This window comes from uncultured Pseudokineococcus sp., assembly GCF_947495735.1.
Taxonomy (GTDB): domain Bacteria; phylum Actinomycetota; class Actinomycetes; order Actinomycetales; family Quadrisphaeraceae; genus Pseudokineococcus.
Map to the genome: position 1 here is coordinate 65591 of NZ_CANMAA010000009.1, position 15664 is coordinate 81254.

Annotated in this window: 14 protein-coding genes; 5 read left to right on the forward strand and 9 right to left on the reverse strand. The window is 74.8% G+C overall.

Annotated features, from left to right (window positions below):
- Nucleotides 1–58 precede the first annotated feature (58 nt).
- Nucleotides 59–1000: a Ppx/GppA phosphatase family protein gene (locus Q0848_RS12880; protein WP_299038168.1), complete on the reverse strand. Its 942-nt coding sequence runs from the start codon at nucleotides 998–1000 to the stop codon at nucleotides 59–61.
- A 35-nt stretch (nucleotides 1001–1035) separates the two neighbouring features.
- Here Q0848_RS12880 and Q0848_RS12885 point away from each other — a divergent pair, with 35 nt between their 5' ends.
- The 4 genes from Q0848_RS12885 (at nucleotide 1036) to Q0848_RS12900 (ending at nucleotide 5682) form a co-directional block, all read left to right on the forward strand.
- Complete coding sequence (locus Q0848_RS12885) at nucleotides 1036–1941, forward strand: class I SAM-dependent methyltransferase (protein ID WP_299038170.1); 906 nt, start codon at nucleotides 1036–1038, stop codon at nucleotides 1939–1941.
- Nucleotides 1942–1951: 10 nt separating this feature from the next.
- The gene (gene radA, locus Q0848_RS12890; RefSeq protein WP_299038172.1) at nucleotides 1952–3478 is read left to right on the forward strand and encodes a DNA repair protein RadA; all 1527 of its coding nucleotides are present in this window, start codon (nucleotides 1952–1954) and stop codon (nucleotides 3476–3478) included.
- 129 nt (nucleotides 3479–3607) lie between these two features.
- Nucleotides 3608–4690: a DNA integrity scanning diadenylate cyclase DisA gene (gene disA / locus Q0848_RS12895; RefSeq protein ID WP_299038173.1), complete on the forward strand. Its 1083-nt coding sequence runs from the start codon at nucleotides 3608–3610 to the stop codon at nucleotides 4688–4690.
- 68 nt (nucleotides 4691–4758) lie between these two features.
- A complete protein-coding gene (locus Q0848_RS12900; RefSeq protein ID WP_366146600.1) occupies nucleotides 4759–5682 on the forward strand; it encodes an A/G-specific adenine glycosylase in 924 nt (307 codons plus the stop codon).
- Here Q0848_RS12900 and Q0848_RS12905 read toward each other — a convergent pair.
- From Q0848_RS12905 to Q0848_RS12915, 3 genes are all read right to left on the reverse strand, one after another.
- The gene (locus Q0848_RS12905; RefSeq protein WP_299038175.1) at nucleotides 5601–6191 is read right to left on the reverse strand and encodes an amino-acid N-acetyltransferase; all 591 of its coding nucleotides are present in this window, start codon (nucleotides 6189–6191) and stop codon (nucleotides 5601–5603) included. The genes Q0848_RS12900 and Q0848_RS12905 overlap by 82 nt on opposite strands.
- Entirely contained in the window at nucleotides 6188–6517 is a 330-nt protein-coding gene (locus Q0848_RS12910) for a DUF2218 domain-containing protein (RefSeq protein WP_299038177.1), read from the reverse strand. The genes Q0848_RS12905 and Q0848_RS12910 overlap by 4 nt, the downstream gene beginning before the upstream one ends.
- A gap of 123 nt (nucleotides 6518–6640) precedes the next feature.
- Nucleotides 6641–8155, reverse strand: coding sequence for an LVIVD repeat-containing protein (locus Q0848_RS12915; RefSeq protein WP_299038179.1), 1515 nt, complete (start codon nucleotides 8153–8155; stop codon nucleotides 6641–6643).
- A gap of 190 nt (nucleotides 8156–8345) precedes the next feature.
- Here Q0848_RS12915 and Q0848_RS12920 point away from each other — a divergent pair, with 190 nt between their 5' ends.
- Nucleotides 8346–9119 (forward strand): DUF305 domain-containing protein, encoded by a 774-nt coding sequence (locus Q0848_RS12920; protein ID WP_299038181.1) that lies wholly within the window; start codon nucleotides 8346–8348, stop codon nucleotides 9117–9119.
- A 188-nt stretch (nucleotides 9120–9307) separates the two neighbouring features.
- On the opposite strand, the gene Q0848_RS12925 is transcribed toward Q0848_RS12920, so the two are convergent.
- The 5 genes from Q0848_RS12925 to mmsA form a co-directional block, all read right to left on the reverse strand.
- Nucleotides 9308–11806, reverse strand: coding sequence for an ATP-dependent Clp protease ATP-binding subunit (locus Q0848_RS12925; RefSeq protein WP_299038182.1), 2499 nt, complete (start codon nucleotides 11804–11806; stop codon nucleotides 9308–9310).
- 236 nt (nucleotides 11807–12042) lie between these two features.
- Nucleotides 12043–12351: a hypothetical protein gene (locus Q0848_RS12930; RefSeq protein WP_299038183.1), complete on the reverse strand. Its 309-nt coding sequence runs from the start codon at nucleotides 12349–12351 to the stop codon at nucleotides 12043–12045.
- A gap of 1 nt (nucleotide 12352) precedes the next feature.
- A complete protein-coding gene (locus Q0848_RS12935; protein WP_299038185.1) occupies nucleotides 12353–12706 on the reverse strand; it encodes a PRC-barrel domain-containing protein in 354 nt (117 codons plus the stop codon).
- Between the two features lie 134 nt (nucleotides 12707–12840).
- Nucleotides 12841–14106, reverse strand: a complete 1266-nt coding sequence (gene mmsB, locus Q0848_RS12940) for a multiple monosaccharide ABC transporter permease (RefSeq protein WP_299038187.1) — start codon at nucleotides 14104–14106, stop codon at nucleotides 12841–12843.
- A complete protein-coding gene (gene mmsA / locus Q0848_RS12945) occupies nucleotides 14103–15641 on the reverse strand; it encodes a multiple monosaccharide ABC transporter ATP-binding protein (protein WP_299038190.1) in 1539 nt (512 codons plus the stop codon). Before mmsA ends, mmsB begins: the two co-directional genes overlap by 4 nt.
- Nucleotides 15642–15664: the final 23 nt, after the last annotated feature.

Here is a 15664-nt window from a genome sequence, read left to right on the forward strand (position 1 = left end):
GCCTCCACAGTAGGCCCCGCCCGCCGGGGGCGTCCCCCGACGGGGGTTCCCGGCGCGGTCAGCGGCCGAGCAGGGGCGTGAGCGCGTCGAGGCGCCGCAGGATGACGCCCTCGCGCAGCGCCCACGGGCTCAGGGAGAGCCGCTCGACGTCGAGCGCGCGCATCGCCTCCAGGGCGACGACGGCGCCGGCCACGACCTGGCCGGCGCGGGCCTCGGACACCCCGGCGAGCCGGCGGCGGCCGGCCGGGCCCAGGGACGCGAGGCGGGGCACCAGCTCGGCGAGCGCCTCCTGCTCGAGGACGCGCGGCACGTGCATGCCCTCGCGCGCCGGCGCCGCTCCCGTGAGCCTCCCGAGCGTGCGGAACGTCTTGCTGGAGCCGACGGCGAGGTCGACGGCGCCGGCGTCCCGCACGCGGCCCGTCGAGGCCTCGAGCACCGCGCGCGCGTGCTCGCGCAGCGGCGCGACGTCGCGGGGGCGGGTGACGCCGCCGGCCAGGTGGGAGCGGGTCGTGCGACCGGCGCCCAGCGGCGTGCTCAGGGCGACCTCGGCGTCCTCGTCGCGGCCGACGGCGAGCTCGAGGGAGCCGCCCCCGATGTCCAGGACCAGCAGCCGCCCCGCGGACCAGCCGAACCACCGGCGCACCGCGAAGAACGTCAGCCGCGCCTCGGCCCCGCCGCTGAGGACCTCCAGCGCCACGCCCGTCTCGCGGCGCACGCGCTCGAGGACCTCCAGGCCGTTGGGCGCCTCGCGCAGGGCGCTCGTCGCGAAGCCCGACAGCTCCTCGACCCCCTCGGCGGTGGCCACCTCGCGGGCCGACCGGACGGCGTCGAGGAGGTCCGCGACGCCCTCCTCGTGCACCGCGCCCTCGGCGTCCAGGCGCTCGGCGAGGCGCAGCACCCGCTTGTGCGAGGCGGTGGGCACCGGCGAGGCGCCCGGGTGGGCGTCGACGACGAGCAGGTGGACGGTGTTCGAACCGACGTCGAGGACCCCGAGGCGCATGGGCCGGAACCGTAGCGGCGCCTAGCATCCCGCCCGTGCCAGCCCTCCCCCGACGCAGCGGCCCCGCCGACGCCCTCGGCGGCGACAGCGGTCCGGACGGCGGTCGCGCCGAGGGCGGTCGCGCCGAGGGCGGGGACCCGCGGGGTCCGCTGCCGGGGGTCGTCCCGAGCCCCAACGCCTGGCACCACCCCGACGCCTACGCGCTGGAGAACGCGTTCGTCGACGTCGAGCGCCGCGTGGACGCGGCCGTGCGCGAGGTGGCCGACTGGACGGGGCTCGACGTCGTCGACATCGGGTGCGGACCCGGCGTGATGCTCCCGCGCCTGGCGGGCGCCGACCCCGGGCCCGGCGAGGACGCGGCGGCGGCCGCGCGCGGGGCGGCCGCCTCGGTCGTCGGCGTCGAGCCGCACCCCCCGCTGCGCGAGCGCGCCCGCGCGCTCGTGGCGGGCCTCGGCCCCGCGGGGAGCCGGGTGAGCGTCGTGGCGGGGACGGCGCAGGACCTGCCGCTGCCCGACGCCTCGGCGGACGTCGCGCTGGCGCGCTGGGCCTACTTCTTCGGGCCGGGCTGCGAGCCGGGGCTGGCCGAGCTGGACCGGGTGCTGCGCCCGGGCGGCGTCGCCGTCGTCGTCGACACCGACGCGTCGCGCTCCACCTTCGGCGGCTGGTTCGCCCGCGCGCGGCCCTGGCACGACGCCGCGGCCGTCCGCCGCTTCTGGCGCCGGCACGGCTTCGCCGAGCGCTCGGTCGACGTCCGCTGGTCCATGCCCGACCGCGCCGCCCTGGAGGCGGTGGTGCGCATCGAGCTGCCGCCGGCGCTCGCCGACGAGGTGCTGGCCGGCCACCCGGGGACCTCGCTGGACGACGCGGTGGCCGTCCGCTGGCGACGGGCGGGCGGCGGCCCCGCGGGCGGGTCCCCCGCCGCTGTCGGTGGGTCCGCCTAGCGTCCCGCCCATGGTCTCCAAGAGCGCCGCCCCGCGACCTCCGCGCCCCGCCTACCGCTGCGCCGACTGCGGCTGGGCCACGGGCAAGTGGGTCGGGCGGTGCGCGGAGTGCCACGCCTGGGGCACCGTCGAGGAGGTCGCGGCGCCCTCCGGCCCGCGCACGGCCCCCGCGCGGGCCGTGCGCCGCGCCGCGCAGCCGATCGCCGAGGTGGACGCCCAGGAGGCCTCGGCCGCGCCCACGGGCGTCGACGAGCTCGACCGCGTGCTGGGCGGCGGCATCGTCCCCGGCGCCGTCGTCCTCCTCGCGGGCGAGCCCGGCGTGGGCAAGTCCACCCTGCTGCTCGAGGTGGCGGCCCGCACCGCCACCACGGGCAAGACGGTGCTGTACGTCACGGGCGAGGAGACCGCGGCGCAGGTGCGCCTGCGCGCCGAGCGCATCGGCGCGCTGCGCCCGCGCCTGTACCTGGCCGCGGAGAACGACCTGGCCGCCGTCCTGGCCCACGTGGAGGCGGTCTCGCCCGACCTGCTGGTGCTCGACTCGGTGCAGACGGTGGCGTCCGCGGCCGTCGAGGGCTCCGCGGGCGGGGTCACCCAGGTCCGCGAGGTCGCGGCGGCGGTCATCGCCACCGCCAAGGAGCGCGGCATGGCCGCGCTCCTGGTCGGTCACGTCACCAAGGACGGCTCGGTGGCCGGCCCCCGCGTGCTCGAGCACCTCGTCGACGTCGTCTGCACCTTCGAGGGCGACCGCCACTCGCGGCTGCGCATGGTCCGCGCGGTGAAGAACCGCTACGGCCCCACCGACGAGGTCGGCTGCTTCGACCTCTCCGAGGGGGGCATCACCGGCCTGGTCGACCCGAGCGAGCTGTTCCTCTCCCGCACCACGACACCGGTGCCCGGCACCTGCGCCACGGTGGCGCTGGAGGGGCGGCGCCCGCTCGTCGTCGAGGTGCAGGCACTGGTGGCGCCCGCGGCCGGGAACGCGCCCAAGACGCGCTCCACCGGCCTGGACGCCAGCCGCGTCGCCCTGGCGGTCGCCGTGCTGCAGGCGAGAGCGGGGCTGCTGCGCACCCCGAGCGACGTCTTCACCGCCACGGTGGGCGGCGTGCGCACCACCGAGCCGGGCGTCGACCTCGCGCTCGCCGTCGCCATCGCCAGCGCCTGCTTCGACACCCCGCTGCCCCCGGGCACCGTGGCGATCGGCGAGCTCGGCCTCTCGGGCGACGTGCGCGCGGTGCCGGGCACCGAGCGCCGCCTGGTGGAGGCCGCCCGCCTGGGCATGCAGCGCGCCCTGGTCCCCCGCGGCGCGCTCGGCGTGCACTCCCCCTCCCCGGCCGGCGGCGGGCGCACCGACCGGTCCCTGCGGGCCGGCTCCTCGCCGTCGGCCGGCCCCGACGGCGACGGCCCCGTCGGCCCTCCGCCGTGGGGGGCGATGCAGGTCCTCGAGGTCGACGACGTCCGCTCGTGCGTGCTGCGCCTGTTCGCCGCCTCCGACGGGGCCCCGGGGGGCGGTCACCGCTCGTCCCCCGGCGAGCGGTAGCCCCGCACCCGCCGCAGGTCACGGCTCGGCGACGACCGGCCGCGGCGGCTCGGACGCCCTCGCAGCGCCGGTAGCCTGCGCTCCGGCCCGCCGTCCGGTGCGCCGACCGACGCCGGGCTGAGGGGGACGATGGCCGCCGAGCGCTCGCCCGAGGAGCTCCTCCTCGCCACCCTGGCCGCTGTCGCGCCGGGCACCGAGCTGCGCGACGGGCTCGAGCGCATCCTGAGGGGCCGCACCGGGGCCCTGGTCGTGCTGGGCCACGACCGCGTCGTCGAGTCCCTCTGCAGCGGCGGGTTCACCCTCGACGTCGACTTCTCCGCCACCCGGCTGCGCGAGCTCGCCAAGATGGACGGCGCGATCGTCCTGGACGCCGGGGCCAGCAAGATCCTGCGCGCCGCCGTGCAGCTGGTCCCCGACCACACGATCGAGACGTCCGAGTCGGGCACGCGCCACCGCACCGCCGAGCGCGTGGCCAAGCAGACGCGCATGCCCGTGATCTCGGTCAGCGCCTCCATGCGCATCGTGGCGCTCTACGTCGCGGACCGGCGCTTCGTCCTCGAGGGCTCCGCCGCGATCCTCGGACGGGCCGAGCAGGCGCTCGCCACCCTCGAGCGCTACAAGTCCCGGCTGGACGAGGTGGCGGGCACCCTGTCCGCCCTGGAGATCGAGGACCTCGTCACCGTCCGGGACGTCGCGGCCGTCGTGCAGCGCCAGGAGATGGTCCGCCGCATCTCCGACGAGATCGCCGGGTACGTCGTCGAGCTCGGCGCGGACGGCCGCCTCCTCTCGCTGCAGCTGGAGGAGCTCATCGGGGGCATCGGGCCGGACCAGGAGCTGGTCCTGCGCGACTACACCGACCCGGAGCGGGTCGGCGCGTCCGTGCCCGACGTGCTGGCGGACCTGGCGCGGCTGGAGTCCACCGAGCTCGTCGACCTCGCCCAGGTGTCCCGGGCGCTCTCCCTGACCGCTGCCGGCGAGAGCCTCGACAGCGCCATCAGCCCTCGGGGCTTCCGCCTCCTGCACAAGATCCCCCGGCTGCCGGGCGCGATCGTGGAGCGGCTCGTGCACCACTTCGACGGGCTGCAGCAGCTGCTCGCCGCGGGCATCGACGACCTGATGGCCGTCGACGGCGTCGGCGACCAGCGCGCCCGCGCCGTGCGCGAGGGCCTGTCCCGCCTGGCCGAGTCGAGCATCCTCGAGCGGTACGTCTGAGCCCCTCCCGCACCCCCCGGCGAGCGGGCAGCACCGCCGCGGCCCCGCCGCCCGCCGCGCTCGCGAGCCTGCACGCGGACCTGCTGGCCTGGTACGCCCGCGAGGCGCGCGACCTGCCCTGGCGCGGCGAGGACCCCGACCCGTGGGGCGTCCTGGTCAGCGAGGTGATGCTCCAGCAGACCCCGGTCGCCCGGGTGCTGCCCGTGTGGGGCCAGTGGCTGGAGCGCTGGCCCGACCCGGCCGCCCTGGCCGCCGAGCCCGCGGGCGAGGCCGTCCGCGCCTGGGGCCGCCTGGGCTACCCGCGGCGGGCGCTGCGGCTGCACGCCGCCGCGGTCGCGCTCGTCGAGCGGCACGACGGCGTGGTGCCGGCGGACCTCGACGCGCTGCGGGCCCTGCCCGGCGTCGGCGCCTACACCGCGGCCGCGGTGGCCTCCTTCGCCCACGGGCGCCGGCACGCCGTCGTCGACACCAACGTCCGGCGGGTCCACGCCCGGCTCGTGGCCGGTGCGGCGCAGCCCGCCCCCTCGCTCTCGGCCGCGGAGACGGCGCTGGCCGCCGTGCTGCTGCCGGCCGACGACGCCGCGGCGGCGCGGTGGGGGGTGGCCGTCATGGAGCTGGGGGCGCTGGTCTGCACGGCCCGCGCACCGCGCTGCGCGGCGTGCCCGGTGGCCGACCGGTGCGCCTGGCTGCTCGCCGGGTCCCCGCCGGCGGCGGGGCCCGCTCGGCGGGCCCAGCGCTGGGAGGGCACCGACCGGCAGGTCCGCGGCCGGCTGCTCGCGCTCCTGCGAGCGGCGGACGGTCCCGTCGGGGCCGCCGAGCTGAGCACCGCGTGGGCCGAGGACGACCAGCGGGAGCGCTGCCTCGCCTCGCTCCTGGACGACGGGCTCGTGGAGCCCGCTCCGGGCGACGCCTACGCGCTGCCGGGGTGGGCGGCGGGGCCGAGGGCTCCCGCGCGCGCGGCGTCCAGCGCCCGGGCCGACTCCTCGAGGTAGTGGATCATCCGGCTGTTGCCGAGGGTGTTCGGCTTCACCCGGGCGAGGTCGAGGAACTCGGCGACGCCGTCGTCGTGGGAGCGCAGCAGCTCGGCGAAGACCTCCGGCGCCACCGGCGTGCCCTCGATCTCCTCGAAGCCGTGGGCCGCGAAGAAGCGGGTCTCGAAGGTGAGGCAGAACACCCGGGCGACGCCGAGCTCGCGCGCCCGGCGCAGCAGCTCGGCGAGGACGAGGCCGCCCACGCCGACGCCCCGCGCCTGCGTCGAGACGGCCAGGGTCCGCACCTCCGCGAGGTCCTCCCAGAACACGTGCAGCGCGCCGCAGCCCACCACCGCGCCGTCGAGCTCGGCGACGACGAGCTCGGGGAGCCCCTCGTAGTAGGCGACGGCCTCCTTGGCGACCAGGACGCGCTGCTCGGCCAGCGGCGCCGTCAGCGCCCGGATGGCCCGGACGTCGGACGTGCGGGCGGGGCGGACGCGGACGCGCCCGCCCCCTGCGTCGGCGCTCACTCGTGGCGACGCCAGGCGACGGCGCTCGCGGCCGCCGTGTCCACGGTGCGCAGCCGGGTCGTGAGCAGCTCCTCGATGCGCTCGAGCTCGCGGCTGCTCGGGGCGGTGCAGTCCACCACCACGGTCTCGGCGCCGGCCTGCAGGTGGGCCGAGCCCACCGGGCTGTCCCCGATGGCCTCTCCCGCCGGCGGGAAGACCAGCGTCGTGCGCTCCTCGTCCGTGCTCACCTGGGCCGCGCCGTGCAGGGCCTGCACGAGGCGCTCCACGAGGACGTCGGGCGCCAGCGGGCTGGAGGAGGAGATCGTCGTCTGCGACGTGGTGCTCATGGGCCGACGGTAGTGCGGACCACTCCCCCTCGCCCGAGCGGAGCGGCGCGGCGCCCCGCCCCCGGACGCAGCACCGCCCGGGCCCCTGGCGGACCCGGGCGGTGCCGGCGTGCAGCGGAGGGGTCAGCCCCGGCGGCTGTCCCGCCAGGACGTGTAGGCGCCCTGCATCTGCGGGTTCAGCTGGCCGAGCTCGACGTTCCGCGCCTGGGCGAAGGCCGAGCCCCGCAGGGAGAGGACGTCGAAGCCCTGCTGGATGTCGTTGGAGTACACCCGGCCGTCGTACCAGTACGCGGACCACGACCCACCCGTGACCATGGTCTCCGTCGAGAGCGGGCCGCGGTCGAACCAGGCGATCTCCCGCGGGTTCGCGGAGTCGGTGAAGTCGAACACCGAGATGCCGCCCTGGTACCAGGCCTGGACCATCACGTCGCGCCCCTCGACCGGGAGGAGGGAGCCGTTGTGGGCCACGCAGTTCTCGAACTTCGTCTGGTGGCGCGGGATCTTGTAGTAGCTCCCGAACTCCAGCGACCCGTCGACGACGTCGTAGATGGCGTTGGCCCCGCGCTCGGGGCCGATCTCGGCCGTGCACGTGGCCGCGCCGCCGCCGCCGAGCTCGTCGGTGAAGACGACCTTCGTGCCGTCGTTGTTGAAGGTGGCGGAGTGCCAGAAGGCGAAGTTCTCGTCCTGGATGCGCTCGGTGACCACGGGCGACCGCGGGTCGCTGATGTCGAGCAGGACGCCGTCGCCCATGCAGGCGCCGGCGGCGATGTCGAGCTCCACGAAGGAGGTGATGTCGTGGCAGCCGGAGGTGGGCCCGCGGACCGTGCCCGGGACGCCGGGGAACCCGCCGTCGGGGAAGATCTGCGGCACGTCGATGACGGCGGCCTCCTCCATGGCGTCGAGCGGGATGTCGACGATGGAGATGGCGTCGTGCGGCGGCAGGCAGTTGGGCGTGGCCGGGTTCGGCCCGTAGCTGCTCACGTAGACGAGCAGCGAGCCGTTCTCCTCGTCGGGGACGAGCGTGTTGGTGTGCGAGCCGCAGGTCGTCTTGACCGCGGCGACGTACTCCGGTGCGAGCGGGTCGCTGATGTCGAAGATCTTCAGCCCCTCCCACACGTCGGCGGAGGAGGCGGGGACCGAGGTGGACTCGCACGAGGAGTCGCTGCGGACCGAGTCCGTGGACAGGACGAGGACGTCGCCGTAGACGGAGACGTCGTTCTGCGCGCCCAGGCACGTCACCTGCGTGACGAGCTCGGGAGCGTCGGGCTTGGACAGGTCGTACACCGCGAAGCCGTTGTAGTTGCCGGCGTAGGCGTACTTCCCCTGGAACGCCAGGTCGCTGTTCAGCGCGGACGCCGAGGCGAAGCTCCCCTGCTTCGGGGTGTTGTGCGTCAGGCGCATGTTCGCGCTGGAGGCCGTCGCGCCGACCTCGGTGGGCGCCTCGCCCACCGGGGCCGTCGGCGCCGGGGGCGCCTGGTCGGGCGCGGCGACCGCGGTGGCGGCCGAGCCGCCGACCAGGCCCGCCGCGGCCACGGCCGCGACGAGGGGCCCGAGCGCGCGGTGGCGCCTCGTGCGGCCCCGGTCGCCCGTCCCGTCCCGGTCTCCTGCGCGGTCCTGGCCTGCGTGTGCTGCTGCCATCGCTGCTGCCGTCCTCCCCGACCCGCTGGGTCGCGCCCCTGTGGGCGACGTCGCGTCACTCCTGACCACCAGGAGTGACTGAGCATGCCACCAGATCCGGCGACCGTGGGATCATCGACGCGAGATGGACAGCAGACCGCAGACCGGTGGCGGTCCCCACGACCTCGTGCGCCACCTCGGGAGGAGTCCGATGCCCGCCCCCTCGACCGGTCGACGCGTCACCGCGAGCCGTGCCCTCGCCCGGGCGGCCGCGTCCGGGCTCGTCGTGCTCGCCGCCGTCGGCACGTCCTCCTGCAGCGGCTCCGAGGACGCGGCCCCGCCCGAGGCGTACGCCCCGCCCACGGCGGAGGCCTCGGTGCCGGTCCTCCAGCCCGGGCTGCCGGGAGAGCCGGCGCGCACGCTCGCCCCCGAGGACGCGGCCCCGCCGACCGACGGCGCGCGCTGGAGCCCCGCCGACGCCGAGTTCCTGCAGCAGATGGTCACCCACCACCGGCAGGCCGTGGAGATGAGCGCCCTGGCGGCCGAGCGGGCCGGCGACCCCGACGTCGCCGCGCTGGCCGAGCGCATCGGGCTCGGCCAGGCGCCCGAGGTCCAGGTCATGACCTCGTGGCTCGAGCAGCGCGACCAGGAGGTGCCGCCCGAGCGCTCCTGGCTCTCCGGCCGCGGCGAGGTCGCCGACGGACCGGACGGCGGGACGGACGCGCACGCAGGGCACGGGTCCGGCTCGGGGTCGATGGCGGGGATGGCGACCGCCGTCGAGGTGCAGCAGCTGGCCGACGCCCGGGGCGAGGCGTTCGACGCCCTCTTCGTCGACCTCATGGTCCGCCACCACCGCGGTGCCCTCGCCATGGTCGAGGAGCACGCGGGCGCCGGCGTCGACCTGCAGGTGCGCGAGATGGCCGACGAGATGACGGCCGTCCAGACCGCGGAGATCGCCCACCTCGAGGGCCTGCGCCCCGCCTGACGCCCGCGCTCGGCGGCGAACAGGCGCTGACTCGCCCGCCCGAGGCACCCCCCGGGGGGCGACCAGGCGACGACTCGCCTCGTCGACGGGCCCCGGACGCGCCGGAGGGCGGGACGCACGAGGCGTCCCGCCCTCCGGCGGTGGTGCTGTCGCGGCGCCCGAGCGGTGCTCGGGCGCCGCGCTCCGGGTCACTCGGTGCTGGCGGCCTCGACGACGGGGGCGTCGGGCACCTCGCCCTTGGGCGTGCCCGTGAAGGTCAGCTTCTCGGCCGGGCCCTCGCCCTCGGCGTCCACGACGATGATCTGGCCGGAGCCGATCTCCCCGTAGAGGATCTTCTCCGACAGGACGTCCTCGATGTCGCGCTGGATGGTCCGGCGCAGCGGGCGCGCACCCAGGACGGGGTCGTACCCGCGGGTGGCGACCACGTGCTTGGCGGCCGGGGTCAGCTCGAGCGCCATGTCCTGGTCGCGCAGGCGCCCGTCCAGCTTGGCGAGCATCAGGTCGACGATCTGGATGATCTCGTCCTGGGTGAGCTGCGGGAAGACGACCGTGTCGTCGACGCGGTTGAGGAACTCGGGGCGGAAGTGCTGCTTGAGCTCCTCGCCGACCTTGCGCTTCATCCGGTCGTAGTCGGTCGACAGGTCGCCGCCGGCCTGGAAGCCCATCTGCAGGCCCTTGGCGATGTCCCTCGTGCCGAGGTTGGTCGTCATGATGATCACGGTGTTCTTGAAGTCCACCGTGCGGCCCTGGCTGTCGGTCAGGCGGCCGTCCTCGAGGATCTGCAGCAGCGAGTTGAAGATGTCGGCGTGCGCCTTCTCCACCTCGTCGAACAGCACCACCGAGAACGGGCGGCGGCGGACCTTCTCCGTGAGCTGGCCGCCCTCCTCGTACCCGACGTACCCGGGGGGCGAGCCGAAGAGCCGCGAGACCGTGTGCTTCTCGGAGAACTCGCTCATGTCGAGCTGGATGAGCGCGTCCTCGTCGCCGAAGAGGAACTCCGCGAGGGCCTTGGCGAGCTCGGTCTTCCCGACGCCGGTGGGGCCGGCGAAGATGAACGAGCCACCGGGGCGCTTGGGGTCCTTCAGGCCGGCGCGCGTGCGCCGGATCGCCTGGGAGAGCGCGTGGATGGCGTCCTCCTGGCCGATGACCCGCTTGTGGAGCTCGGCCTCCATGTTGAGCAGGCGGCTGGACTCCTCCTCGGTCAGCTTGACGATCGGGATGCCCGTGGCGATGGCCAGCACCTCGGCGACGAGCTCTTCGTCGACCTCGGCGACGACGTCCATGTCACCGGCCTTCCACTGCTTCTCGCGCTCGGTGCGCGAGGCCAGCAGCTTCTTCTCGTCGTCGCGCAGCGACGCGGCCTTCTCGAAGTCCTGCGCGTCGATCGCGGACTCCTTCTCGCGACGGACCCCGGCGATCTTCTCGTCGAACTCGCGCAGGTCCGGCGGCGCCGTCATCCGGCGGATGCGCAGCCGCGCGCCCGCCTCGTCGATGAGGTCGATCGCCTTGTCCGGGAGGAACCGGTCGTTGACGTAGCGGTCGGCCAGGTTCGCCGCCGCGACGAGCGCGCCGTCGGTGATCGAGACGCGGTGGTGCGCCTCGTAGCGGTCGCGCAGGCCCTTGAGGATCTCGATGGCCTGGGCCAGGGTCGGCTCGGCGACCTGGATCGGCTGGAACCGGCGCTCGAGGGCCGAGTCCTTCTCGATGTGCTTGCGGTACTCGTCGAGGGTGGTGGCCCCGATGGTCTGGAGCTCCCCGCGGGCGAGCATCGGCTTGAGGATGCTGGCGGCGTCGATGGCGCCCTCGGCCGCCCCGGCCCCGACGAGGGTGTGGATCTCGTCGATGAACAGGACGATGTCGCCGCGGGTGCGGATCTCCTTGAGGACCTTCTTCAGGCGCTCCTCGAAGTCACCGCGGTAGCGGCTGCCGGCCACGAGCGCGCCGAGGTCGAGGGTGTAGAGCTGCTTGTCCTTCAGCGTCTCCGGGACCTCGCCCTTGTGCACGGCCTGCGCCAGGCCCTCGACGACGGCGGTCTTGCCGACGCCGGGCTCGCCGATGAGCACGGGGTTGTTCTTGGTGCGCCGCGACAGCACCTGCATCACGCGCTCGATCTCCTTCTCGCGCCCGATGACCGGGTCGAGCTTGCCCTCGCGCGCCGCCTGCGTGAGGTTGCGCCCGAACTGGTCGAGGACGAGCGAGCCCGCGGGCGTGCCCTCGGCGGGGCCGCCGGCCGCGGCCGGCTCCTTGCCCTGGTAGCCCGACAGGAGCTGCAGGACCTGCTGGCGCACGCGGTTGAGGTCGGCGCCCAGCTTCACGAGGACCTGGGCGGCGACGCCCTCGCCCTCGCGGATGAGCCCGAGCAGGATGTGCTCGGTGCCGATGTAGTTGTGGCCCAGCTGCAGCGCCTCGCGCAGGCTCAGCTCCAGGACCTTCTTGGCGCGGGGGGTGAAGGGGATGTGGCCGGAGGGCGCCTGCTGGCCCTGGCCGATGATCTCCTGGACCTGCTCGCGCACGGAGTCCAGGGAGATGCCCAGCGACTCGAGCGCCTTCGCGGCGACGCCCTCGCCCTCGTGGATGAGGCCGAGGAGGATGTGCTCCGTGCCGATGTAGTTGTGGTTGAGCATCCTGGCTTCTTCCTGTGCCAGGACGACGACTCGACGAGCTCGGTCGGTGAACCTCTCGAACATGTGGCGCTCCTCGCGAACGATCCGGCGGCGGAGGGCGGTCCCCCAGCGAGTCGCTCGATGCTAGTCCCGCGGGTGGGGCGGCGGTCGGCCGCTCCTTGCCCCGGGCGCCGCTGCTCGCGGCGCCCTTCCTGCCGATGGGGACAACGCCCCGGCGATCCGGGGGTGTTCCGGTCACGTCGTTCGCCCTGGGCGTAGGCGGCCGCTCCTCCGGACGGGTGACGACGTCCGGGCCGCGCTCAGCGGGGCGCGCCGCCGGGGCGGGTCGGCCCCCCGGGCCCGCCCCGGGACGGGGGCGGCGCGTCGTCCCGGGCGCCGACCGCCGGGCGCGCGGGCGAGCCCTCGGCCCGCGCCCCGGGGGCCCTGCGGGCGCGGACGTACCGCCGGCCGCTGGAGTCCACGACCGTCTCCCACGCCTGCTCGTGGGCGCTCCGGCTCGCGGCGGCCTCGCGGCGCAGCTGCTCCGGGGGCTCGTCGTGCCGGCCGAGCTGGGCGGGGCCGACGAGCCGCTTCAGCAGCGCCTCGAGCCGGGCCAGGGGGGAGGTCACCTCAGCGACGGGCGAGGCGCCGGCCCGTGCTGGCGCCCGCGTCGATGCCGTAGTGGAGGAACACCCTGGGCTCGTCGTCGGCCAGGAGCTCGCCGTCGGTGTCGATGGACGGGGCCTCCTTCACCAGCGCCTTCGAGTAGGCCACCTTCAGGTAGTCCGGGCCCACCGTGGCGCCGGCGAAGGGGACGAAGGCCAGTCGCTTGGCGCCGAGGAGCCCGCCCAGCGTCACGGTGCCGAACGCGGGCAGGTCGGTGGCCGTGTCGACGTAGACGGCCTCGAGGTCGCCGATCTTGTCGCCGTCGGCGTCCACGACCTTGTGGCCCCGGTACTCGCGGATGTCAGCTGCCTCGAACATGGCGCTCCTCGCTCTGGTGGTGGTCGGACTCGGGACGGGCGCAGGCGCCCGCGCCCGGCCCTCGGGAGGAGCCTAGGCAGCAGCAGGGGCGGCCGCCCGTCACCGGTCGACCGCCCCTGCTGCTGCCCCCGGTGTCAGCGGGTGATGCCCGCGCGCTTCTTCGTGTAGACGTCGAAGGCGACGGCGGCGAGCAGCACGAGGCCGCGCACGACCGACTGCGTGGACTGGTCGATGCTGAGCAGCTGCATGCCGTTGCTCATGACGGCCATGATCAGACCGCCGACCATCGCGCCGACGACGGTGCCGACGCCGCCGGTGACCGCCGCGCCGCCGATGAAGGCCGCGGCGATGGCGTCGAGCTCGAACATGTTGCCGGCGTTCGGCTGCGCGCTGTTGGAGCGCGAGGAGTAGATGACGCCGGCGACGCCGGACAGGAAGCCCATGTTGACGAACACCCAGAAGTTGATGTTGCGGGTGTTGACGCCGGACAGCCGGGCCGCGCTGAGGTTGCCGCCGAGGGCGTAGACCTGGCGCCCGAAGACCGTGTTCTTGGTGATCAGCGCGTACGTGATGATCAGGACGGCCAGGATGATGAGCACGACCGGCAGGCCTCGGCTGTTGGCGATCAGCCAGGCGAAGCCCATCGTGACGGCGGCCACGAGGACGATCTTCAGCGCGAAGAGCGGGAGCGACTCGACCTGCTGGCCGTAGCCCTGCCGCGTGCGCCGCGTGCGCAGGGCGGCGACGGCGAAGCCGGCCACGCCGAGCGCGAAGACCAGCAGGGTGAAGGCGTCGTACCCGTTCCCGCCGAGGAGCCCGTTGATGAAGCCGCTCGCGATGGCGGAGTAGCCGTCGGGGAACGGGGACAGCGAGACGTTGTCGAGGACCCGCAGCGTCAGGCCGCGGAAGAGCAGCATGCCCGCGAGCGTCACGATGAAGGCGGGGATGCCCACCTGGGCGACCCAGAAGCCGTGCCAGGCGCCCACCGCGATGCCCACGGCGAGCGCGGCGGCGACGCCCACGGGCCAGGGGGCGCCGCCCTGGATGACGACGACCGCCGAGACGGCGCCCGTCAGCGCGACGACCGAGCCGACCGACAGGTCGATGTGGCCCGCGATGATGACGATGACCATGCCGATGGCCAGCACGAGGATGTAGCTGTACTGCAGCACGAGGTTCGTGACGTTGGTCGGGCTGAGCAGGACGCCGTCCGTGGCCACCGCGAAGAGCGCCACGATGGCGACGAACGCCAGGAAGATGCCGCTCTGGCGGAGGTTGCCGGTCAGCGCCTGCAGGTGGGCGAGGGGGCCGCGCGAGCCCGCGCCTCCCCCCTGCTGCCCGGTCGAGGCGCCCGCGTCGGATCGGGCGGTGCCCGGGTCGGGGGCGGTGGTGTGGCTCATCGCGCGGTGTCCTTCTCCTGGGTCATGAGCTGCATGAGGCGCTCCTGGCTGGCGCCGCGCGCCGGGAGCTCACCGGTGGTGCGCCCCTCCGCCAGCGTGTAGATCCGGTCGCACACCCCGAGCAGCTCGGGGAGCTCCGACGAGATGACGACGACGGCCTTGCCGGCTGCGACGAGCTTGTTGATGATGGTGTAGATCTCGACCTTGGCGCCCACGTCGATCCCGCGCGTGGGCTCGTCGAGGATGAGCACGTCGGGGTCGGTGTAGACCCACTTCGACAGCACGACCTTCTGCTGGTTGCCGCCGGACAGGCCCCCGACCACGGACATGACCCCGGGCGCCTTGATGCGCATGCTGCGTCGGCTCTCCTCGGCGACCTTGACCTCCTCGTGCCGGTTCACCCAGCCGCGGCGGGAGAGCTTGCGCAGCCCGGCCGCCGACACGTTGCCCCGGATGTCGTCGATGAGGTTGAGGCCGAAGGTCTTGCGGTCCTCGGTCGCGTAGGCCATCCGGTGGGCGATGGCCTCCTGGACGCTGCGGGCCTGGACCTCCTGCCCGTGCAGGTACAGCTTCCCGGAGACGTACTTGCCGTAGGAGCGGCCGAAGACGCTCATCGCGAGCTCGGTGCGCCCGGCGCCCATGAGCCCCGCGATGCCGACGACCTCGCCGGCGCGCACGGTGAAGGAGGCGTCGTCGACGACGAGGCGGTCCTGCACGGGGTGGCGGACCGTCCAGCCCTCGACGCGCAGGACCTCCTCGCCGGGGGTGCTCGTGCGCTCGGGGAAGCGGTCGCCCAGCTCGCGGCCCACCATGCCGCGGATGATGCGCTCCTGGCTGATCTCGTCGGCGCGCATGTCGAGGGTCTCGATGGTGCGCCCGTCGCGGATGATCGTCGTCGCGTCCGCGACCGCCGTGATCTCGCCCAGCTTGTGGCTGATGATGATGCAGGTGATGCCCTGCTCGCGGAGCTGGCGCAGCAGCCCCAGCAGGTGCTCGGAGTCGTCGTCGTTGAGCGCCGCGGTGGGCTCGTCGAGGATGAGCAGGCGCACGTCCTTCGACAGCGCCTTGGCGATCTCGACGAGCTGCTGCTTGCCGACGCCCAGCTGCCCCACCGGGGTGATGGGGTTCTCCCGCAGGCCGACGCGGCGCAGGAGCTCGCCCGCCTCGGCGTTGGTGCGGTTCCAGTCCACGACGCCGCGCACGGAGAGCCGCTCGTTGCCGAGGAAGATGTTCTCGGCCACCGACAGGTGCGGGATCAGCGCGAGCTCCTGGTGGATGATCACGACGCCGTGCTGCTCGCTGTCGCGGATGCCCGAGAAGCGCTGCGGCTCGCCGTCGAGCAGGATCTCGCCCTCGTACGTGCCGGCCGGGTACACCCCCGACAGCACCTTCATCAGCGTCGACTTGCCCGCGCCGTTCTCGCCGCAGATCGCGTGGATCTCGCCCCGGCGGACCGCCAGGGAGACGTCCTCGAGGGCCTTGACCCCGGGGAACGTCTTCGTGATGGCCCGCATCTCGAGGATGTTCTCGCTCATACCGCCTCTTGCCGTCCGTCCGC